Here is a 20450-nt window from a genome sequence, read left to right on the forward strand (position 1 = left end):
AATTGTTTCCTTCCTTTATTCTCTGCCAATTTTACACATAAAAATTTTACGCTACCATGTTACAATATTTAATGGAGATTCATCTTATTTTTCTTTATCTGGCAGTTTTGCTGTTTTTTGCAAGGCTTACAGGAGACATTTTTGCAAAATTTGGCATTCCTTCTGTTATTGGTGAGATATTTGTAGGAGTGCTTCTTGGACAGAGTGTTCTTGGAGTAATTCCTCTGAGTGATGTTTTTCGCCTGCTTGCAGAACTTGGAATAATACTTTTGCTTTTTCATATAGGGCTTGAGGCTGATTTAAAGCAATTAAAACAGGTCGGTTTGTCTGCTGCAGCTGTTGCAATTACTGGAGCATTAGCTCCTATGATTACAGGATTTCTTGTTTCCTATTACATTTTTAATTTCCCATTTATGACTTCTCTTTTTATTGGAGGGACTCTTACTGCCACAAGCATTGGCATTACTGTAAGAGCACTTGAAGATTTAGGTAAAATGAAAGAACGCTTTGCTCAGATTGTGCTTGGTGCAGCAGTGCTGGATGATATATTTGGTGTTGTTGTGCTCGCAGCACTGTTTGAGTTTTCAAAAACTCAGGAAATAAATGTAAATGCTACATTGCTTCTAATACTATATATTGGAACATTCTTTCTCTTTGCACCGATAATAGGAAAACTTTTTGCCTATTTCGTAAGCTTTATTGCAAAAAAGCTTAATACCCTTGATTTTGTTCCTCCTGTTGTGGTTGCCATAATTCTGCTGTTTGCCTTTGCTGCACATGAAATAGGCTCACCTGAAATACTGGGTGCTTTTACTGCAGGGATTGCCTTTTCAAGAAGGTTCACCATTCCCTTTGCTGCAGCTTTTCAGGCAGACAGAGAGATTATCCATAAAATTGAGGAATCTCTCAATCCATTAATTTGGCTTTTTACTCCCATATTCTTTGTTTATGTGGGATTGCAAATTAATTTGAAAGCAATTGATTTTCAGTCTCCCAATTTCTGGGTTTTAAGTGCTGTCCTTTTTATAGTTGCTCTTACAACTAAATTATTAGCCGGGTTATTTGTCAAAGGAACAAAAAAAGAAAAATTAAGCGTTGGCTTTGCCATGCTTCCCAGAGGTGAGGTAGGTCTTATTTTTGCTGAATTTGGAAGATTAAGCGGAATTTATGACAGCACCCTTTATGCAGTTATAATATTTGTAGTTGCCCTTACCACTTTGATTGCTCCTGTTGTGTTAAAAACTCTATTAAAAGAAGAAAGGGGAGACTCTGATGGTAAGGTATGATGTAAGTCTTTTTACTGATTTTGATATTTATCTTTTTAAAGAAGGGAATCATTTCAATCTCTATGACAAGCTTGGCTCTCATATCATTGAGGTTGATGGACAGAAAGGAACATATTTTGCTGTTTGGGCACCGAATGCAGAGCAAGTCTATGTTATAGGAGATTTTAATGGATGGAAACCATTACATCCTCTTTCAGTAAGATGGGATAGCTCTGGTATATGGGAGGGTTTTATCCCTCAAGTTGGTAAAGGCTCAAAGTATAAATACTATATCATATCCAGATACGGTTATCATCTGGAAAAAGGAGATCCTTATGCTTTTTTATGGGAAACACCTCCACTAACTGCATCAATAGTTTGGGATTTAGAATATCAATGGAATGATGAAAAATGGATGCAAAACAGGACTCGCAGAAACTCTCTTTATTCACCTATATCCATATATGAGGTTCATATTGGTTCATGGAGACGAGGTGATGGAAATAGATTTCTTACATACAGAGAACTTGCTGAATGGTTACCAAAATATGTAAAGGAATTAGGATTTACCCATGTGGAATTTTTACCTGTTATGGAGCATCCCTTTTATGGTTCATGGGGGTATCAAACAATTGGATATTTTGCACCCACAAGTAGATATGGCACTCCCCAGGAGTTTATGTATTTGATTGATAAGCTTCATCAGCATGAAATCGGAGTAATTCTTGACTGGGTTCCATCTCATTTTCCCGATGATGGACACGGACTCAGCTTTTTTGATGGAACCTATCTTTATGAGCATCAGGATCCAAAAAAAGGATATCATCCTCACTGGCACAGCTATATTTTCAATCATGGAAGAAATGAGGTTAGAAACTTTCTTATAAGCTCAGCAATATTCTGGCTCGAAAAATATCACATTGACGGATTAAGAGTGGATGCTGTTGCTTCTATGCTTTATCTTGATTATGGAAGACAGCACGGAGAATGGATTCCAAATAAATATGGAGGCAAGGAAAATTTAGAGGCAATAGAATTTATAAGAAGACTCAATGAAACAGTTTATGAAAAATATCCTGATACTCAAACAATTGCTGAAGAATCAACGGCATGGCCTCTTGTTACCCGTCCTACCTATATTGGTGGACTCGGATTCGGGATGAAGTGGAATATGGGATGGATGCATGATACACTTAATTATTTTTCAAAAGATCCCATATACAGAAAATATCATCATGGACAGCTTACTTTCAGCATCTGGTACGCTTTTTCTGAGAACTTCGTTCTTCCGCTCAGTCATGATGAGGTTGTTTATGGTAAGGGTTCTCTTTTAAATAAAATGCCTGGAGACAGCTGGCAAAAGTTTGCTAATCTGCGGCTTCTTTTTGGATATATGTATGCTCATCCAGGTAAAAAACTTATTTTTATGGGAGGAGAGTTTGGGCAATGGGATGAGTGGTATCATGAAAAAAGCCTTGACTGGCATCTTCTTGAATTTCCCCAGCATCAGGGCATTCAAAGATTGATAAAAGATTTGAACAATCTTTACAGAAATGAGCCAGCCCTTTATGAGTTTGAGTTTGATCCATCAGGTTTTGAATGGATTGATTTTAGCGATGCAGAGCAGAGTATAATAAGTTTTTTGAGAAAAGCAAGAGATGAGATGATTTTGATTGTCTGCAATTTTACGCCTGTTCCAAGATTGAATTATAGAACAGGAGTACCCTTTAAAGGCTACTGGAGAGAGATTTTGAATACTGATTCAGAGTTTTACGGAGGAAGTAATTGCGGAAATATGGATGGAGTGTTCTCAGAAGATATACCTATGCATGGAAGACCTTATTCTTTAAATTTAACCTTGCCTCCTCTGGGAGTTTTATTTCTAAAAAGGGAAAATGAATAAAATTGTTTTTGCAATCATTATATTTATATCCCTATTCAGACTTGGTTCTGTAAAGCTTTTTGATGTTGATGAAGCAGTGTTTGCACAGTCAACAAAAGAAATGATTCAAAGCGGAGACTGGATAACTCCCACATATAATGGTGAGCCAAGATATGACAAGCCCATTCTTTTTTACTGGCTGATGGCTTTTTCATTTAAGATATTTGGAGTTAATGAGTTTGCTGCCAGATTTCCTTCAGCATTATCAGGCTTGATTTTATGTGCTGTTCTTTATTTTTTTATTAAAAACCTGAAAGATGAGAAACAGGCTTTTTACACTGTTTTATCATTTGCTTTTTCTTTGTATTACTTCATTTATACCCATGCTGCTGTGACAGATATGGCATTAAGTTTATTTATAAGCGTTAGCCTTATCTGCTTTTACATATCAGAAGAAAAAAATAAAAAGTTTATCTATGGCTTTTATATTTTTTCAGCCTTTGCTTTTCTTACAAAAGGATTAGTTGGTATAGTGTTTCCATTTGGTATAGCTTCAGTTTATTTATGCATTAAAAAGGGCTTTAAAGAATTAAAGACGCTTTATAACTTCTGGGCAATTTTGCTTTTTCTTTTAATATCAATACCATGGTATGTTGCTCAAATACTAATAAATGGTAGAGAATTTATTGAGCAGTTTTTCATAAAGCATCATTTTATGCGATATACAGGAGTGATCTCAGGACACAGAGGTCCGATTTATTTTTTTATACCTGTATTAATAATCGGATTGTTTCCATGGATCTCTTTTATTGCAAAGGCTTTTAAAGATTTTAAAAGAGATGCTCTTATACAGTTTTCTTTTGTCTGGGCTGGATTTATTTTTTTATTTTTTTCTTTTTCAACAACAAAGCTTCCAAACTATATTTTACCTGCTGTTGCTGCTTTTTCAATCTTAAATTCCTATGGCATGATTGAAGTTAACAAAAATTTTTCAAGAATTCCCTATATTTTTTCAGCAGTTATTTCAATTTTAATTGCAGTTTCTTTAATTGTTGTAAAAGTAAAGATAGCTACTATACTGCCTTATTTTAATATGAAATGGCTTAACATAATGATATTAATAATGAGTTTATTTGCTGTGATAAGCATTTACGCATTCTTAAAAAAAGACAGAGTCTTTTTATTGTTTGCAGGATTGAGTTTCAGTTTAATTTTAGCTATTTCAATAAAAGTCTTGCCTATCATAAATGAATATATGCAGGGAACGCTTTATAAATACAGCATCTATGCTAAACAGAATCTTCAAAAAAATGATATTTTAATTACATACAAAATAAACAAGCCAAGTATTCCTTTTTATTCGGACAGAAAAATACTTAAGATTGACTCTGAAAAAGAGCTTATTGAAAGCATTAAAAATGAAAGCATTGCAGAACGAAAAATAAAAGGAGTTGTTATATCCCAGGTTAAAGATGTAGAATTTTTAAAGAGTATCGGATTAAACTTGATAGAGGAGGACAGAGATTATGCAATTTTTACATTTCCGGGTTAAAATTCTTTTTCTGGTTGTTCTGTTTCTTATTCCGTTATTTATTTTCATTTTTGATAAAGATATAATGCTATTTATTAAGCATTTCCAGAGAAATCATGTTAATCTTAATCAATTTTTTGAGGGACTGGATGTGATAATGGATTTTGTCTATAAAGGTGCTATCGTAGTAACAGCTGTTTTTGCAATCTATACTTTATTAAAAAAGAAAGAAGTTGGTAAATCCTTATCTATGGGCATTATAGCTGTTTCTATAGTTATTCAAATAAAGCATCTTATTGGAAGGGCAAGACCGAAGCTTGGATTTGATACATTTTTTGCAGGTCCTTCTTTAAACTATCTGTATTCATCATTTCCTTCTGGACATACTACTTTTGCTTTTATGCTTGCCACAGTATTTTCGCACCATTATCCAAAATATCGGTATTTATTTTATGCTTTTGCAGTTTGGGTTGGATTTGAAAGAATTGAAGATTTTGCACACTTTCCTTCTGATGTTTTAGCGGGAGCAATTTTGGGTGCTATTATTGGACGATTTGTTCTGTTTAAATTTTTAGTAAAAACAGACCAGAACCGTTCAACTTAGCTTTTTATTTTCAATTTCTTCTGTCCCTTTGTGCCCATCACGAGATTCAGCATCTGAGACAGCTTTTTTAAAGCCTCTAATAGCTTCTCCAAGACCTTTACCTATTTCAGGAAGCTTGGAAGAACCAAAAAGAACAATTATAATTATTGAAAAAAGAAATATGTCCTGATAACTGAGCATATTACCTCCTTTTTTTTCTAAATCTAAAAAAAAAATAATAATTTTGTCAACCATATCTTCCGATGAATATTATTGACCGATTAATGAAAAAGATTTTAAAATCTTTCAGATAATAAAATTAACAAAAGGAGCTCTTAAAGCATTGGAAGAAAACAATAGCATTCATCCAAGAGTTCGTAACAGAAGAGTTCATCTTGCCAATGAAAGAACTTTTCTTGCATGGATTAGAACAAGTATTGGAATAATGGCATTTGGATTTGTTGTTGAAAAGTTTGCACTTTTTGTAAGGCAACTCTCCATTTTTCTTGGCAGGGATATGCCTCAGCCAACACACACAGGATATTCTTCATTTTTTGGAGCCTTCCTTATTGCTCTTGGAGCAGTAATGGGTTTTCTTGCATTTATAAGATATAAAAAAGTGGAAAAACAGATTGATGAAGATAGTTATAAGCCCTCTATGTTACTTGATATACTTTTAGTGATTTCACTCCTTGCAATTGCAATTTTTTTGATAATTTACATGCTTCATAGTATTTAGGGAACTATGGCATTCAAGCAGTAAGTTTTCCTTTTTTAAGAAAAAGAAAGATGTCTCCAGTTCTTTTTGCTGATTGAGAATCATGGGTTGCCATGATAATTATTGAATTAAGTCTTTGTTTTAACTGAACAATAATTTCTTCAATTATTTTAGTATTTTCGTGATCCACTGATGCTGTTGGTTCATCAAGAAATAAAACCTCTGGTTCTAAAACAATTGCACGCGCAATCCCCATTCTTTTTAGTTCTCCACTTGAAAGACTGAGAGCATTTTGATTTTTCTTGTGTAACAATCCAACAAAATCAAGAGCTTTTTCAACCTGTTCCTTTATTTCTTCTCTATTCATTCCTCTTACTTTTAAGCCATAGGCAACATTTTTAAAAACTGTTGTATTGAAAACTCCGATGTTTGGTAAAACCAGAGTAATCCTCCTTCTAAGATTTAAATCATTTTCAATAATTTTCCCTCCATCAGAATATATAATTTCACCCTTATCAGGGCTTTCTAAGAGTGCACAAATTCTTAAAAAAGTTGATTTTCCGGAGCCATTTGGTCCCATTAAAACATATACTCCGCTTTTTTCAAATGAAAAAGAAATACCATCAAGAACCATCTTACCATTATAAGATTTATGAATATTTGAAATAATGAGGCTTAAAGCCACTGTATTGACTCCCTTATGCCTTTTTTCTGAATTAAAAATAAAACAATGTTTATTGTAAAGGAAATTAAGAGAAGAATTATCCCAAGTGCCATTGCAAGCTCAAAGTTACCTTTGTCTGTTTCAAGAGCGATTGTTGTTGTCATTACTCTGGTATATCCTGCAATATTTCCTCCAACAATAAGTATTGCTCCAACCTCAGCCATCACTCTTCCAAGAGCTGCACAGACTCCAGCCATTATTCCATATCTTGCCTCTTTTATTACTGTAACTGCTATCTGAAAGGAAGTAGCTCCAAGAGTTTTTGCAGCAAGTTTCAATGCAGGGTCAACTTTAACAATTGATGAATGGGTAATTGCTGCAACAATTGGAAAAGCAAGAATGCTCTGGGCAATAATCATTGCAGAGGGAGTATAAAGAAGGCTTAAAAAACCAAGTGGTCCGCTACGGGATAGCATTAGATAAAGAAATAATCCTACAATAACTGGAGGAAGCCCCATAAACGTATTAACCAGTGTTATTAATGCATTCCTTCCTAAAAAATTCTTTAATCCAAGAAAAGCTCCAAAAGGTATCCCCAAAATTGTTGCTATTAAAAGAGCTGTAAGAGAAACTCTCAGAGAAAGAAAGATTATTTCCACCAGCTCTTTATCAAGATGCAGAATAAGATAAAATGCCTGCTTAAAGGACTCTACGATAAAGTTCATTTTGCATTTGGGATAAAAAGTTGATTCCCAAACTTATCCTTAAATGATGCTATAGCAGTCTGACCTTCCTTTGATATTATCCAGTTTACAAACTGCATTGCCTCTTTATATTTTACATGTTTATGTTTTTCAGGGTTAACTGCCATAACGCCGTATTGATTAAATAAAAAAAGGTCTCCCTGAAACAGTGTTGCTAAATCAAGCCTATCTTTTATTGCAAGCCATGTTCCTCTGTCAGTAAGGGTATATGCCTGTTTTTCATTTGCAATTCTTAGGGTCTTTTCCATTCCCTGCCCTGCTTCAAGATACCATTTCTGTCCTTTTGGTTCAATTCCTGCTTTTTGCCATATCTGTAACTCTTTAACATGAGTGCCTGATTTGTCACCTCTTGAAACAAAAAGGCTCCTTAAAGAAGCAATTCTTTTAAAGGCATCCACTGCCTTTTTAACTTCCCTTATTTTTGCAGGATCATTTTTTGGACCCACAATAATAAAATCATTGTAGCAAACATCGTGTCTGTTTACAAAGTATCCCTGTTTTACAGCCTCAAGTTCAAGCTCCTTTGCATGGACAAAAACAGCATCAGCATCACCTCTTTTACCCATCTCAATCGCTGCACCTGTTCCCCTTGCAACAACCTTGACCTTGATACCTGTCTTTTTCTCAAAAACAGGCAGGATATGACTTAGTAATCCTGAGTTTTCCACAGAAGTGGTTGTTGCAAGAACAATTACACTGTCCTGAGCTAATGCAGTGTTTACCATAAGTAAAAATGAAAATATCACTACTATAATTTTCATTTCACACCCCCTCTATGTTTATTTAAATTATAACGTTGATTATAAAAAGCCTCAACTTTCAAATATAGTTCATTTAATTCGCTCTCAGGATCTGAATCCCAGACAATACCACAACCTGCATAGTAGGAAAGATTATTTTTCAAACCTATTGCAGTTCTGATTAGCACTGATAGAGTAAAGTCGGTTTCATTCCTTATAATTCCAGCACATCCGCAGTAGTATTCCCTGTTATGAGATTCAAGCATATCAATCATCTCAACAGCTTTTCTTTTTGGTGCACCTGTGACACTGGCAGGAGGAAAGGTCTGTTTTATTATCTCAATTATAGATTTATCAGTCTTTCCTTCAACTGTGGAGTGCATCTGATAGAGGGTTCTGTATCTGGTTATTTTAAAAAGCTCAGGGACACTTACGCTTCCAATCTGGGAGATTCTGCCAATGTCATTTCTCATCATATCTGTAATCATGATATTTTCTGCTCTGTCTTTTTCACTGTTCTGGAGGAATTTGAGAGATTTAGATGTGCCTTTAATTGGCTTACTTATGATTGTCCGTCCTATTTTTTCTAAAAAGAGTTCCATTGAACCAGAAATTATGAAAAAATTCCCAACATCAAGAAAAAATCCATAAGGAACAGGCTGATTTTTATAAAAATTGAAAAAAAGACTTAAAGGTCCCCCAAGAAGTTCAAAATCAAAACGATTTGTCAGATTTATCTGATAAACTGTTCCATCCTCTATAAGGCTAAGTATTTTAGAAACTCCTGCTTTAAATTCATCATCTTTGAGCGTTTTTCCTTTCAGTATAAGCTTTGTTGTTTCAAGTTTTGGATTGATTTTTTTGAACTTTTTAATTTTCATTATTAAAACAGCTGGTAATTTAGGCTTTTTAATGTTTAAATCAAGGATTTGTTTTGCAAGATGATAGGAAAATAAAGCAAAACTCAGCGGAGTAATCTCTTTAATATCATCCAAACTATTGTAAAATTTAATATCTTCAATTTCTGCCTCATAAAAGCCTCTTTTGTCAAGCCAGTTACCAGACAATACAAGTTGCATTTATGGTTGGTTTTCCTCATCAATAAGGGAATTTAAATATTGTAAAATTTCATTATCAACAGGATATTTTTTATCCATAATCTGAAGCACAGGCAATGCTGCTGTTAGACTGTTTAGTATAAAAACAGCTCTGGCAGTGTAAATGTCTTTTATTTTAATTTTTTCTTCTTTTACATCTGCTTTTTCAATCAGAATCTGAAGTGTTGTTCCTGAAAGCAGTCCACATTCTTTTGCAGGAGTCTGAAGGCTTTCTCCCTTAACAACTAAAATATTTGATGAGGTACATTCCGTTATCTCATCATTTTCATTAAGCATGATCGCATCATCAAAGCCTTGTGAAATGGCTTCTCTTTTTGCAAGGATATTTGTCAGATAGTTCATTGTTTTATGGTAAATTACAGGATTTCTGCTGTGTCTTTTAATGCTTGATATAAAAAGTTTTCTTGGATTTAAATCCGGTTTGTAATCTCTGACTATAACGATAGATTCACTTCCTTCAGGGTATGAATGATAGATAGCCTTTCCCTTTGATAGAAGGCAGAATTTAACATATAGATTTTTTCTTCCTTCTGTTTTTTCTTCAATTAGCCTGTAGAAACTCTCAAAATCAGGGCATGGAATATGAAAAAATTGAGATGAATTTTTAAGTCTTTCATAATGCCTGAGAATTTTCTTTGTTTCTCCCTGCCAGAGAATTGTCTCAAAAAGACCTTCTCCAAATAAAAGAGTTCTGTAATTCACAATAAAGTTATTTTTCCTCCGGGAAAAGAGTTGAAAGCTGAATGCAGGATTTTCCCTCAAATTTTCCACCTTCTTCAATAGAAAGCTTAAGGGTATAGATTTCGCCTGTTACACTACCTTTGTGAGTTATAGTGATTATTTCTGAAGCATTTATAACTCCATTGACATTGCCACCAATTATTATACCTCTACATGTAATATTTCCTGTGATTTTCCCTGAGTCACCAACTGAAATCCAGTCTGCTTTTACTATACCTTCCACTGTTCCATCAATTCTTATACTGCTGTTTGATGTTATTTCTCCATTAATAAAAGTTTCTGCTCCAATAACTGTTTCCATTTTCTGTTGTTTTTTAAAAAACATTAGAATCCTCCTTCAAATAAGGCAAAGGATTAACAGGAGAGTTGTTTTTCCATACTTCATAATGAAGATGTGCTCCTGTGGTATAGCCTGTATTTCCTGAAAGAGCTATAATGTCCCCCCGTTTTACCTTTTGTCCTACATCTACGAGATTTTGTTTATTATGGGCATAAACAGTGGTAAAGCCGTAACCATGTTTAATCATTACTACATTTCCACTGTCTCTCTGATATCCTGAAAAAACAACTATTCCGTCTGCTGTTGCTCTGACTTCTGTACCAGAAAGCACAGAAATATCAACACCTGTATGGATTGATTCATATCCATATTTTGGGTGCTCTCTTTTACCAAAAGGAGAAGTTATTTCTCCTTTAACAGGCCAACCAAGCGGAGTTGACCTGTATATATCATGCTGCTCTAATAAAAAATTTTTTATTTCACTCACTGAGTCTATAGCTTTCTGAGCACTTCTTTTTAACTCTTCTATCTCAATATCGCCAGAAGGATGAAAGTTCACAGATTCAAGAATTTCTTTTTTTGATTTCAATGAAAAAATTCTGTTAAATTCGGCTTCAGCATTTTTTAAAGCAATGATTGTGGATTTAAGTTCATTGAATTCGTTCATTATTAAGGAAACATTCTGCTTCATACGATAATATTCAATTGTGTTGACAGCCATTGATAGAACATAAACATTAAAAGTAAATGCAGAAAAAATAAATAAAAAAATTATTAAAAAAGGAACTTTTAATCCATAAATTTTTGTTCTGCCATGCGGAATGAACATAATTGTGACAGGAGAAAAAATTTTTGATATTATTTTTCTCAGTTTATACACCATAACCATCACCTCCCTTACTTAAGGATAAATTATTATTTCAAATTTTGAATCAATATTCAAGTACTTTACTCTTTGAGAACTTGTCTAAATTTCCTTAAGCTTAATATAATAAAAACATGATTAAAAACACCTTTATTCTTCTTGATGGAATTGGAGAAAAAAGAGAGCGAAGACTATGGAGAGAAGGGATTCTTACATGGGAAGATTTTTTTAATTGTAAAGAAGTTTTAGATGTAGATTACGAGAAAAAAAGAGCCTATGATGAGTTTCTTTACAAAGCTTATGATGCGCTAATTTACAAGAACTGTTATTTCTTTGCAGAAAACTTAAAAAAAAGAGAGCACTGGAGACTATTTGAGGAGTTTATCAATGATACTGTATGTCTTGACATAGAAACCAACGGACTGACACCGGAAAAAGGTGGATATGTAACAGTTGTTGGTCTGTATTCAATAAAAGGATATAAAGCTTTAATTAAAGGAGAAACTCTCACTGAAGATACATTGCAACAAGCCATTGATGAGCATAAATATTTGATAACCTTTTACGGAAGCATCTTTGACATCCCTTTTCTTAAAAAAGAGTTCCCCAATTTAAAAATTGAACACATTCCGCATTTTGACCTATTTTTTGCTGGAAAAAGACTCGGGATTCAGGGCGGGCTTAAAAAGCTTGAAACATTATTTCTGATTGAAAGACAAGAAAATCTTAAAGGACTTAATGGATATGATGCTGTAAAGCTATGGAAAGCCCATTTAAATGGAAGTATTGACAGTCTTGAACGCCTTATTTCGTATAATAGGGCTGATACAGAAAATTTATTTCAATTGGGAAAGATTTTTTATGAGATGTTGCGTTCGCAGGTGGGCATTGAAGAGTTTATAGATAATGGAACAAAAAGAGCTTCTCAAAAAGTTTATTAATTATTGTCTTACTGAAAAAGCCTTATCTATAAATACAGTAAAATCTTACGAAAATGATTTGAAGGGATTTATAAAATGGCTTAATGAGCAAAATATTTTAATTCTTGATTGTAAAAAAGATGAGATAGTGCACTACCTCTTAGGTTTGAAGGAAAAAGGCTACACTTCTTCATCAATTGCAAGAATCCTTTCTTCTTTAAAGCAATTTTTTAGATTTTTGATTTTTGAAAATTTAATAAACCATGATCCAACAGAGGGGCTTAAATCACCAAAACTATGGCTCAGACTTCCAAAGGCTCTTGAAATGGATGAGGTAAAAAAACTTCTTTCAGTGATACTTCAAAATAAATACTACTTAAGAGATATTACCATGCTTGAATTAATGTATGCTTCAGGATTAAGGGTCAGTGAGCTTGTTAATTTAAAATTGAGCGATATAAATTTTGAAGCAGGATTTATAAGAGTTAAAGGTAAAGGAGATAAAGAAAGAGTTATTCCAATAGCTCATCGCTCAATAGAGAAAATTAAAAACTATTTAATAGAGCTAAGACCAAAGCTTCTTAAAAACAGAGCTTCTGATTATGTTTTTTTAAACAATCGCGGACAGGCTATGACCCGTCAAAGGTTCTGGCAGAATCTTAAAGTTATAGGGAAAATTGCTGGAGTGAATGTAACTCCTCATATGATAAGACACAGCTTTGCAACTCATTTGCTTGAAGGTGGTGCAGATTTAAGATCACTTCAGAAAATGCTCGGTCACAGTGATATATCCACAACGCAAGTTTATACAAAAGTTTCAATGGATAGACTTCGCAAAGAGTATCTTAAACACCATCCAAGAGCTAAATAAAAATCTACAATTTTTTAATTAATGATTTGATTTTATCAGCTGGCACTTTATTTTTATTGAGGAGAGGCAGTACTTCCAATAATGCTTCTTTAACCCATTCTGAATAAGCTTTTACCTCTTCCTCTGTGAACTCACTTCTACGCAGAGGGCTGTATTCAGCAGTTGTTCTTCTATCATAAAGGTTTCCAAGATATCTTCCTATTTTGGGTGAGACTGCACCTGATTTAATAAAATGCATGCTGAACATGATTTTTACGCCTTCATGGGATTTTGGTTCAATACCAACACTTGCAAGAAGTGCTTTTACTGCATGTTCCAGAGCAAAGTAAAGGTTTACTGTTGCATTTCCCCATCTCTTTGCTTTTCTGTCATCTAAAAAAGCTTCAAGCTTTTCTTCTGCTATTTCAATCTCAGCTAATGCTAACTCCTTTCCCAAAGCAATACTCCATCTTTTTTTATTTCTCTTATCAGAGCTGTGTCTGAATTAAATTCCTCCTCAGATAATAATGTAAGGGACAGAGGAAATTCTTCTAAAAAGAGTTCACTGAGTAATTCCCATTTTATACTCCAGATTATGTCCCATAAACTTTTATTTACTGAAGATTTAACCACCACAGCAACATCAAGGTCACTTTCCTCATTGGAAAGACCGCGAGCACGAGAGCCAAATAGAATAATTTTTGTTGCTTGAGGCATGCTATATTTTATAGCTGAAGAAAACAGTTCAAGAATCTTTTCTTCAGCAAAGGAAAGGCTTAAATTTTTTGTATCAATCATGAATTAATTATATCATTTTTAAGCCATACAACTCTCTGAGGAAAGGGAATGTCAATTCCTTCTTCTCGGAAGCGTTTGAATATTCTTTTTCTTAACTCATGCTGAATTTTATATTGATCAACAAACTCTCTTATCTGCAGGACAAGAGTAAAGTCTAATGAGTTTTCACCAAAGCCAGGGATAAATCTTACAAATGGTTCAGGTTCGCTAAGTAATCCATCAATCTCCTCAGAAGCCTTCTTTGCCTCCTCAATCAGTATCTTTTCAACTTTTTCTGGATCTGATGAGTAACTTACACTTACAGGAATCTGTAAAGACATTCTTTTTTCAGGAAGAAAGTAGTTAATAACAATGCTTTGAGCGAGCTTACTGTTTGGTATTACTATCATATTGTTTGGAAGCATTCTGATTCTTGTTGTTCTCCATGAAATATCCTCCACATATCCTTCCTGTCCTGTCTCAAGCCTTATAAAATCACCAACCCTTATTGTTTTTTCTGCCATAATATGTATTCCTGCAAAGAGATTCTCAAGGGTATCTTTAAGTGCCAGAGCAACGGCAAGTCCTCCTATTCCAAGAGCTGTTATAAGTGGTGCTATGGAAATTCCGAGAATATTAAGGATTATTATAAATCCGATTAAATATACAGTGATTTTTATGATAAAATTTAAAAGACCTGTTGATTGAACAGAGACTGAAGAACGCTCCACATACTGAGTGAAAAGTCTGTTAATGAGATTAGCAGCAACTACTGTAATTGATAGAATTATCAATATATGAATTGCCCTGACTACATATAAGTTGTATTTTGAAGGAAATTCCGAGCTGTCAACTCCAATATAAAGGGCTATTCCAATGCACCAGAAAATAGAAGGAAGTTTAATTGTTTCTATTATTAAATTGTCTAAGCCTGTTTTAGTTTTTTTAGCCCAGTGATGAACTATCTTAAACAGAAAAGATCTTGCTAAAAGTAAAACTACAGCTGAGACTACTACTATAAAGGAGGAAACCGCAACTTTTTCAATATTCATAAATTATCCAAAATTCTTTTCGCTTCCTGGATAATAGATTATAGAAAACAATCTTAAAAAATCAAGATATTGTTTAATCACAGATAGCAGATTCAGGATTTTTTATATTCTCAATTTCAGGTATAATAAAAATCTATGACTGGAATAATAAAAGCAATGGGGCTCGTTTTTGGAGACATAGGAACAAGCCCCATATATACATTAACTGTAGCATTTTTAATTCTTGAACCTACCCATGAGAATGTTCTCGGTGTTCTCAGCCTTGTTTTCTGGACACTTGTTATTATACCAACTCTTCAATACAATATCCTTGCAATGAGACTCAGTATAAGGGGTGAAGGTGGTACAATAGTTCTTGCTGAGATATTTAAATCCCTTGCAAAATCAAAAAAAGCAAAGGGTGTGGTCACATTTTTATCATTTATAGGAATCTCTTTTCTCATGGGTGATGGTGTTATAACGCCATCAATAAGTATTTTAAGTGCTGTTGAAGGTTCAGCTTTTATCCCAGGCATAACAGTATCACAGGAAATAATTATTTTAACTGCAATGATTATTACTATATTTTTATTTCTCTTTCAAAAAAAAGGAACTGAAAAGGTTGCCTCTGCTTTTGGTCCTGTAATGGTTGTATGGTTTTCTTGTCTTTTTGTTATCGGTGTTTATGGAATTTTTAAAAATCCTGATGTTTTGAAAGCTGTAAATCCCTATTATGCCATTGATTTTCTTTTAAAAAATGGCTGGAAAGGCTACTTAATCTTAGGAGAAGTTATTCTTTGTGCAACAGGTGCTGAGGCAATGTATGCAGACATGGGACATCTTGGTTCAAAGCCCATAAGAAAGGCATGGGCAATACTGTTTTTTGTTCTTTCAATTAATTATTTTGGGCAGGGTGCTTTTATTCTATCTCATCCTGAAGTTAAAAACATACTTTTTGAACTATCTTTAAATTTTTCATCTTATCTTTATGTTCCTTTTTTGATTTTGAGCATAGCTGCAACAGTTATTGCTTCTCAGGCAATGATAAGTGGAATGTTTTCAATTGTCTATCAGGCAATCACCACAAGAATAATGCCTCTGTTAAAGATTGATTATACTTCAAAGGAATTAAAATCCCAGATATATATTGGCAGTGTTAACTGGCTTTTACTTATTGCAGTTTTATTCATTATGCTGGAGTTTAAAAGTTCTTCTAATTTAGCATCAGCTTATGGAATTGCTGTAATATCAAACATGTGCATAACAGGAATTATATTAATTTCTATTTTTTCCCTCCAAAGAAACTATATAGCAGTGATAGCTGCTGTGGTTGTTACAGCTGTTGATTTTATATATTTCAGCTCCTGTTTACATAAGATTCCCCAGGGTGGATATTATTCAATTGTCCTTGCATTGTTCCCACTTTTAACTATTCTGCTTTTTACTAATGGACAGAAAAAACTTTACACTGCCATGCAGTTTATGGATAGAGAAGACTTTATTTTAAAATTTGAGAGAGTGTATAAAACCAATCCAAAGATAGCAGGAACAGCTATTTTCTTTATCAGAGATACAGGTAAGATTTCACCCTATATAGTTGAAACAATGTTCTATCATGGGATAATTTATGAGGACAATATATTTCTTTCAATAATCATAAGACCTGATCCATTTGGAGTAACTGGTTATTTTAAGGAAAATCTCTGTCAGGGCATAAGAGTGTTTGAAATTGAAATGGGTTACATGGAATTTGTAAATATTGAAGAAATACTCAGGGAAAATGGAATTGATGAAAGGGCAATATTTTATGGTCTTGAGGATATTGTTGCAAAAGGACACTGGAAGTTATTCGCTTTTATAAAAAGAATAACTCCAGCTTTTATAAGCTTTTTCCGTTTACCTTCAAGAAAGCTTCATGGTGTTTTAACAAGAATTGAGATGTAAGTTATTTCACTATAACCACAGGGCATGTTGCATAGGTTGCAACCCTGCGGGAGACTGAACCAAGAAGCCATCTTTCAATCTTTGACATTCCTCTCTGTCCCATGATTATTATGTCAAAGCCATTTTCAGAGGCATATCTTACAATCTGGTCTGCTGGATGTCCTGCAACAATCTCTGTGTTTATTTCTATGTCATATTCTTTAGCTATTAAAAATATTTTTTCAAATTCTTTCTTGTAGTATTCTGTGGCGCTGTCAATAACTGCCTTTACCTCTATTATGTCTGCAGGCTCTGGTGGCTGAGCAACAGAAAGAATCGTTATCTGTCTTTGTTCTGCCGGGCATTCCTTAGAGAGTTTCAAAGCAAAATCAAAGGCTTTGTAAGATTCCTGAGAGCCATCAAAGGCAACTAAAATTTTTTTAAGCATTCTTAATCCTCCTTTTTGGTTTTAGGTAATAAATACTTTGGTAAATAAAAAGCATTGGCTATAATTGTTGGAATTACAGCACTTCCAATTACTGCTGCAATGAGGAGTGAATACTGGATCTGGTCAATTATTCCATGCGTTAATCCAAACAATGCTGAAATAGAGCCGAATGTAAGTCCCGTTGACATGAGAAGCGTTGTATACATTCCCTCTTTGTGTCTGAACTTAAATAGTTTGGTTACAGGATAGACACCAGTAATTTTGGTTATCATTTTCCCACCCAATAATACCAGAAGTGCCAGAGGTGCTGCAATAATTGAAGGAATTGAAACAAAATATCCTGCTCTTAAAAAATAAATGGGAGTAAGAAATCCTATTGTAAGTGTTCTTAATCTTCTTATTAATTGATAGTCTTTCCCTACAGTTCCTGCTAAAACCATACCAATAATATAAGCAGGAAGTACGGCTTCGCTTCCTGACCATAAAGCAGTAGCACCAAGTCCAAAAAGCATAAATAAAAGATATTTGGTTTCAAATTCTGATGGTTTATTGCCAAATTTTTTAAATATTTTTGGAGTTATGATAGGAACTAAAATGGCAAGAACAATGGTAAGTCCGATAAAAATTAAGGATTTAGTTGTAAATGGCGAGAAAATCAATCCAAGGGCAATAACAGTTCCGAGGTCATTTACAAAACATGCTGCAAGAATAACCTTACCAAACTCAGTTTTATTAAGTCCGAGCTCAAGCATTACAGCATAAACAACTGCCACAGAGGTTGTTGAAAGAGCAACTCCTGCAAGCCAACTTGCCTTTGTGCTCCAGTCAAGAATGTAATAGGCAACTGCTGTGCATCCAAGAAAAGGAGCTAAAAAAGCAATTAATCCTATTCCAAGAGTCTCTTTCCATCTTGTTTTTAATACATCTGGTTCAAGCTCTGCACCAGCCAAGAATGTAAGCATTATAGCACCAACACCTGCAATAAATTTAATCCATATGTCATTTTCACCAGGGGATATTCCTGTTGTAGCAATAACAAGACTTGCAACTGCGCCAACTGCAATTTCAGTTAAAGCTGTTGCTAAGCGAAGTTTTGTTGCGATTACTGTTGAAACTAAGGCAAGAAAAAACCAGAAAGAAGCTTTTAAAAGGATTTCAAACATTTTTGCCTCCTTTTTCAGTGCATAACCCTACCTTTACTGGTAGGAGTTATCAGCCACTGAAAATCAGAGGCAGTTAAAGGCGAACTCCATCGCCTTTTTTAGGATAAAAAAATTTGAAACTATATGTCAATATTTGGTATAAAATTAAATAGTATGGATTTAAGAAAAGTTCTTTATGAGTGCTATCAGTTTGTTATGCAGAGAAGAAAACAGGATGGCGGTTTTGCAGCAACTCCATTATTACCTGCAACAGTTGAAGATACTTATCATGCATTAAAAATAATAAAATCTTTAAAAGAACTTGGTTTAAATATTAATTATAAGCCAGATGAGGATAAAACTTTAAAGTTATGGCTTTATTCAAATAAAAAATGGAATGAGCCTAAAGTTTTTTATCAGCTTTTGAGAATATCCATGATTTGTAATGTGCAAATTGACAAAAAATTCTTAAAACAATATATGAAAGCAGGAATAGTAACTCTGGAAAGAGCATTTTATCTATCAAAAATCTCAGAATTAATAGATTTCCAGATATCAGATATAGGGAAATTATCTGAACCCAGAACAGTAAAAGATTTATATATGTTTCTTTATCTCTCCTGTAGAGGATTTATTAAAGAACGAATTGAAAAAAACAGACTGATTGAATATTTTAAAAAATGCCAGAATCCTGATGGAGGATATGGATTTTCACCAGGGACAACTTCTTATGTTGATAACACATACTTCTGTCTGAAGGCTCTGGATTTTTTAGGTTCATTACCTGAGAAACCAAAAGAAACTCTTGAATTTATCTTATATTGCCAGACAAAATCAGGAGGATTTGCAAGAACTCCCAATTCAGCAGCTTTCTTAGATTCAACATTTTATGCAGTGGAGAGCTTAACCCTTTTAAAAATTTAAATTTTGATTTTCTGCTTTGCTTTATCTAAAAATTCCTTAGCTAAGGCTATTGCTTCTCTGGAATCTTCATAATCAAACTTTCAACACCTTCGTGGGTTTTGGGATCAACACATTTCATAAGTAAAAGAGCCTTTGCAGCATGATAAACTGTATAATAAGCAGATACAATACTTTTATAGTAAAACTCTTTTTCCTGTAACATCTGGGATGAAAAATTATAACATAATTTTTAATTTAATGTAACAGTTGTCACTGAAAATTTCTTGACAATTTAGTTTTATTAATGTAACAATAGTTACATTATATTTTGAGGAGGGGAAAATGGAAACTTTTTATATTGTTGGAATGATCATAGCAGGATTGTTTTTTGGATGGACAATTGGTTCGCATTATACTGGTGCAGTTATGGGAACAGCATACGGAGCAAAAATATTTAATGTTAAAACTGCTACTATTTTAATTGCTATATGTGCTTTGCTTGGGGCAACCTTTCAAAGTCATGAGGTTATTAAAACTGTTGGAGCTGGCATAATACCAATTGAATATCTTAATCCTTTTAGGGCAATGGTAATGATGCTTAATGCAGCTCTGGTTACTGCTGTAAATACCTGGCTTAAACTCCCAATATCTACAGCTCAATTAGCCTGCTTTTCCATAGTCGGGGTTGGTATTGCTACAGATGCTCCCATTGCCTGGGAACACACTATGTTACCTCTTGCTATTACATGGGTGGGAACTCCATTAGTTGGATGCCTCTTAGGTTTTATTTTTACAAAAACAGTAGGAACTGTTAAAGCAAAAAAAGCAGAAGCATTCAAAAAGTTTATCCTCATTCTTGCATGCTGTTACGCATCCTTTACATTGGGAGCTAACAATAGCGGACTTGCTGTAAGCGTTCTTTATGGTAGTGGTGTTGTTAAATCCTTATTATTTGCAGGATTTATAGGAGGATTTGTTGTTGGAATAGGTGCTCTTACATGGGGAAGACCCCTTTTAGAAAAGGTAGGGCTTCATCTTGTTCAGCTTGAAATCAATAGTGCCATAGGAGCACAGTTTGGACAAGCTACTACTGTTTATATAGCAGCCCTATTAGGTTATCCTACATCCATGAATCAGGCAATTGTAGGAGCACTTGGTGGTGCAGGTCTTGCAAGAGGAATTAAATATGTTCAAATTAAAATCATAAAAGAGATTGTTATAAACTGGTTTGTTTCTCTTGTGGTATCAGGAGTTACTGCATATATTTTATATAAAGTTTTATCATTCCTATTAGGAGTAAAATAA

The 20450-nt window shown here is 33.9% G+C and carries 24 protein-coding genes and 1 riboswitch; of the genes, 10 read left to right on the forward strand and 14 right to left on the reverse strand.

What is annotated here, in order from left to right:
* Nucleotides 1-71: 71 nt before the first annotated feature.
* The 4 genes from ACYQ3X_RS08150 to ACYQ3X_RS08165 all read left to right on the forward strand — a co-directional run bounded on the left by ACYQ3X_RS08150 (nucleotide 72) and on the right by ACYQ3X_RS08165 (nucleotide 5282).
* Nucleotides 72-1286: a cation:proton antiporter gene (locus tag ACYQ3X_RS08150; protein WP_460181312.1), complete on the forward strand. Its 1215-nt coding sequence runs from the start codon at nucleotides 72-74 to the stop codon at nucleotides 1284-1286.
* Entirely contained in the window at nucleotides 1273-3168 is a 1896-nt protein-coding gene (glgB, locus tag ACYQ3X_RS08155) for a 1,4-alpha-glucan branching protein GlgB (RefSeq protein WP_460181313.1), read from the forward strand. The genes ACYQ3X_RS08150 and glgB overlap by 14 nt, the downstream gene beginning before the upstream one ends.
* A complete protein-coding gene (locus tag ACYQ3X_RS08160; protein WP_460181314.1) occupies nucleotides 3161-4699 on the forward strand; it encodes an ArnT family glycosyltransferase in 1539 nt (512 codons plus the stop codon). The genes glgB and ACYQ3X_RS08160 overlap by 8 nt, the downstream gene beginning before the upstream one ends.
* A gap of 64 nt (nucleotides 4700-4763) precedes the next feature.
* The gene (locus tag ACYQ3X_RS08165; RefSeq protein WP_460181703.1) at nucleotides 4764-5282 is read left to right on the forward strand and encodes a phosphatase PAP2 family protein; all 519 of its coding nucleotides are present in this window, start codon (nucleotides 4764-4766) and stop codon (nucleotides 5280-5282) included.
* Here ACYQ3X_RS08165 and tatA read toward each other — a convergent pair.
* A complete protein-coding gene (tatA, locus tag ACYQ3X_RS08170) occupies nucleotides 5274-5462 on the reverse strand; it encodes a twin-arginine translocase TatA/TatE family subunit (protein ID WP_460181315.1) in 189 nt (62 codons plus the stop codon). The genes ACYQ3X_RS08165 and tatA overlap by 9 nt on opposite strands.
* Nucleotides 5463-5604: 142 nt before the next feature.
* Here tatA and ACYQ3X_RS08175 point away from each other — a divergent pair, with 142 nt between their 5' ends.
* Nucleotides 5605-6000 carry a YidH family protein gene (locus ACYQ3X_RS08175; protein WP_460181316.1) on the forward strand — a complete coding sequence of 132 codons (396 nt, stop codon included), beginning with the start codon at nucleotides 5605-5607 and terminating at the stop codon, nucleotides 5998-6000.
* A gap of 13 nt (nucleotides 6001-6013) precedes the next feature.
* Here ACYQ3X_RS08175 and ACYQ3X_RS08180 read toward each other — a convergent pair whose 3' ends face one another.
* The 7 genes from ACYQ3X_RS08180 to ACYQ3X_RS08210 are packed head-to-tail and all read right to left on the reverse strand — an operon-like array spanning nucleotide 6014 to nucleotide 11169.
* On the reverse strand, nucleotides 6014-6664 hold the full coding sequence (locus ACYQ3X_RS08180) for an ATP-binding cassette domain-containing protein (protein WP_460181317.1): 651 nt from the start codon (nucleotides 6662-6664) through the stop codon (nucleotides 6014-6016).
* On the reverse strand, nucleotides 6655-7368 hold the full coding sequence (locus tag ACYQ3X_RS08185; protein WP_460181318.1) for an ABC transporter permease: 714 nt from the start codon (nucleotides 7366-7368) through the stop codon (nucleotides 6655-6657). The genes ACYQ3X_RS08180 and ACYQ3X_RS08185 overlap by 10 nt, the downstream gene beginning before the upstream one ends.
* Complete coding sequence (locus ACYQ3X_RS08190; RefSeq protein WP_460181319.1) at nucleotides 7365-8168, reverse strand: ABC transporter substrate-binding protein; 804 nt, start codon at nucleotides 8166-8168, stop codon at nucleotides 7365-7367. Before ACYQ3X_RS08190 ends, ACYQ3X_RS08185 begins: the two co-directional genes overlap by 4 nt.
* A complete protein-coding gene (locus ACYQ3X_RS08195; protein WP_460181320.1) occupies nucleotides 8165-9226 on the reverse strand; it encodes a chorismate-binding protein in 1062 nt (353 codons plus the stop codon). Before ACYQ3X_RS08195 ends, ACYQ3X_RS08190 begins: the two co-directional genes overlap by 4 nt.
* A complete protein-coding gene (locus ACYQ3X_RS08200; protein WP_460181321.1) occupies nucleotides 9227-9967 on the reverse strand; it encodes an aminotransferase class IV in 741 nt (246 codons plus the stop codon). It lies immediately after the preceding gene.
* 7 nt (nucleotides 9968-9974) lie between these two features.
* Nucleotides 9975-10331 (reverse strand): bactofilin family protein, encoded by a 357-nt coding sequence (locus tag ACYQ3X_RS08205; RefSeq protein ID WP_460181322.1) that lies wholly within the window; start codon nucleotides 10329-10331, stop codon nucleotides 9975-9977.
* A complete protein-coding gene (locus tag ACYQ3X_RS08210; RefSeq protein ID WP_460181323.1) occupies nucleotides 10321-11169 on the reverse strand; it encodes a M23 family metallopeptidase in 849 nt (282 codons plus the stop codon). The genes ACYQ3X_RS08205 and ACYQ3X_RS08210 overlap by 11 nt, the downstream gene beginning before the upstream one ends.
* A gap of 116 nt (nucleotides 11170-11285) precedes the next feature.
* Between ACYQ3X_RS08210 and ACYQ3X_RS08215 the strand changes: the two genes are divergently transcribed.
* Nucleotides 11286-12092, forward strand: a complete 807-nt coding sequence (locus ACYQ3X_RS08215) for a ribonuclease H-like domain-containing protein (protein ID WP_460181324.1) — start codon at nucleotides 11286-11288, stop codon at nucleotides 12090-12092.
* Nucleotides 12058-12942 (forward strand): site-specific tyrosine recombinase XerD, encoded by an 885-nt coding sequence (gene xerD / locus ACYQ3X_RS08220; protein WP_460181325.1) that lies wholly within the window; start codon nucleotides 12058-12060, stop codon nucleotides 12940-12942. The genes ACYQ3X_RS08215 and xerD overlap by 35 nt, the downstream gene beginning before the upstream one ends.
* A gap of 4 nt (nucleotides 12943-12946) precedes the next feature.
* Here the strand turns inward: xerD and ACYQ3X_RS08225 are convergent, their stop codons facing one another.
* The 3 genes from ACYQ3X_RS08225 to ACYQ3X_RS08235 are packed head-to-tail and all read right to left on the reverse strand — an operon-like array spanning nucleotide 12947 to nucleotide 14750.
* Entirely contained in the window at nucleotides 12947-13378 is a 432-nt protein-coding gene (locus ACYQ3X_RS08225; RefSeq protein WP_460181326.1) for a HEPN domain-containing protein, read from the reverse strand.
* Nucleotides 13363-13719 (reverse strand): nucleotidyltransferase domain-containing protein, encoded by a 357-nt coding sequence (locus ACYQ3X_RS08230; RefSeq protein ID WP_460181327.1) that lies wholly within the window; start codon nucleotides 13717-13719, stop codon nucleotides 13363-13365. The genes ACYQ3X_RS08225 and ACYQ3X_RS08230 overlap by 16 nt, the downstream gene beginning before the upstream one ends.
* On the reverse strand, nucleotides 13716-14750 hold the full coding sequence (locus tag ACYQ3X_RS08235; RefSeq protein WP_460181328.1) for a mechanosensitive ion channel family protein: 1035 nt from the start codon (nucleotides 14748-14750) through the stop codon (nucleotides 13716-13718). Before ACYQ3X_RS08235 ends, ACYQ3X_RS08230 begins: the two co-directional genes overlap by 4 nt.
* 135 nt (nucleotides 14751-14885) lie before the next feature.
* On the opposite strand from ACYQ3X_RS08235, the gene ACYQ3X_RS08240 reads away from it, so the two are divergent.
* Nucleotides 14886-16673: a KUP/HAK/KT family potassium transporter gene (locus ACYQ3X_RS08240; RefSeq protein ID WP_460181329.1), complete on the forward strand. Its 1788-nt coding sequence runs from the start codon at nucleotides 14886-14888 to the stop codon at nucleotides 16671-16673.
* Nucleotide 16674: 1 nt separating this feature from the next.
* Here the strand turns inward: ACYQ3X_RS08240 and ACYQ3X_RS08245 are convergent, their stop codons facing one another.
* Both ACYQ3X_RS08245 and ACYQ3X_RS08250 read right to left on the reverse strand, forming a co-directional pair.
* Nucleotides 16675-17100, reverse strand: coding sequence for a universal stress protein (locus ACYQ3X_RS08245; RefSeq protein ID WP_460181330.1), 426 nt, complete (start codon nucleotides 17098-17100; stop codon nucleotides 16675-16677).
* 2 nt (nucleotides 17101-17102) lie between these two features.
* Nucleotides 17103-18263: a cation:proton antiporter gene (locus ACYQ3X_RS08250; RefSeq protein WP_460181331.1), complete on the reverse strand. Its 1161-nt coding sequence runs from the start codon at nucleotides 18261-18263 to the stop codon at nucleotides 17103-17105.
* Between the two features lie 33 nt (nucleotides 18264-18296).
* Nucleotides 18297-18366: riboswitch (Fluoride riboswitch) on the reverse strand.
* Between the two features lie 50 nt (nucleotides 18367-18416).
* On the opposite strand from ACYQ3X_RS08250, the gene ACYQ3X_RS08255 reads away from it, so the two are divergent.
* Nucleotides 18417-19166: a prenyltransferase/squalene oxidase repeat-containing protein gene (locus ACYQ3X_RS08255; RefSeq protein WP_460181332.1), complete on the forward strand. Its 750-nt coding sequence runs from the start codon at nucleotides 18417-18419 to the stop codon at nucleotides 19164-19166.
* Between the two features lie 46 nt (nucleotides 19167-19212).
* Here ACYQ3X_RS08255 and ACYQ3X_RS08260 read toward each other — a convergent pair whose 3' ends face one another.
* Complete coding sequence (locus ACYQ3X_RS08260) at nucleotides 19213-19368, reverse strand: HEPN domain-containing protein (protein WP_460181333.1); 156 nt, start codon at nucleotides 19366-19368, stop codon at nucleotides 19213-19215.
* 119 nt (nucleotides 19369-19487) lie between these two features.
* On the opposite strand from ACYQ3X_RS08260, the gene ACYQ3X_RS08265 reads away from it, so the two are divergent.
* A complete protein-coding gene (locus ACYQ3X_RS08265; protein ID WP_460181334.1) occupies nucleotides 19488-20450 on the forward strand; it encodes an inorganic phosphate transporter in 963 nt (320 codons plus the stop codon).

Source organism: Thermodesulfovibrio sp. TK110 (genome assembly GCF_054658355.1).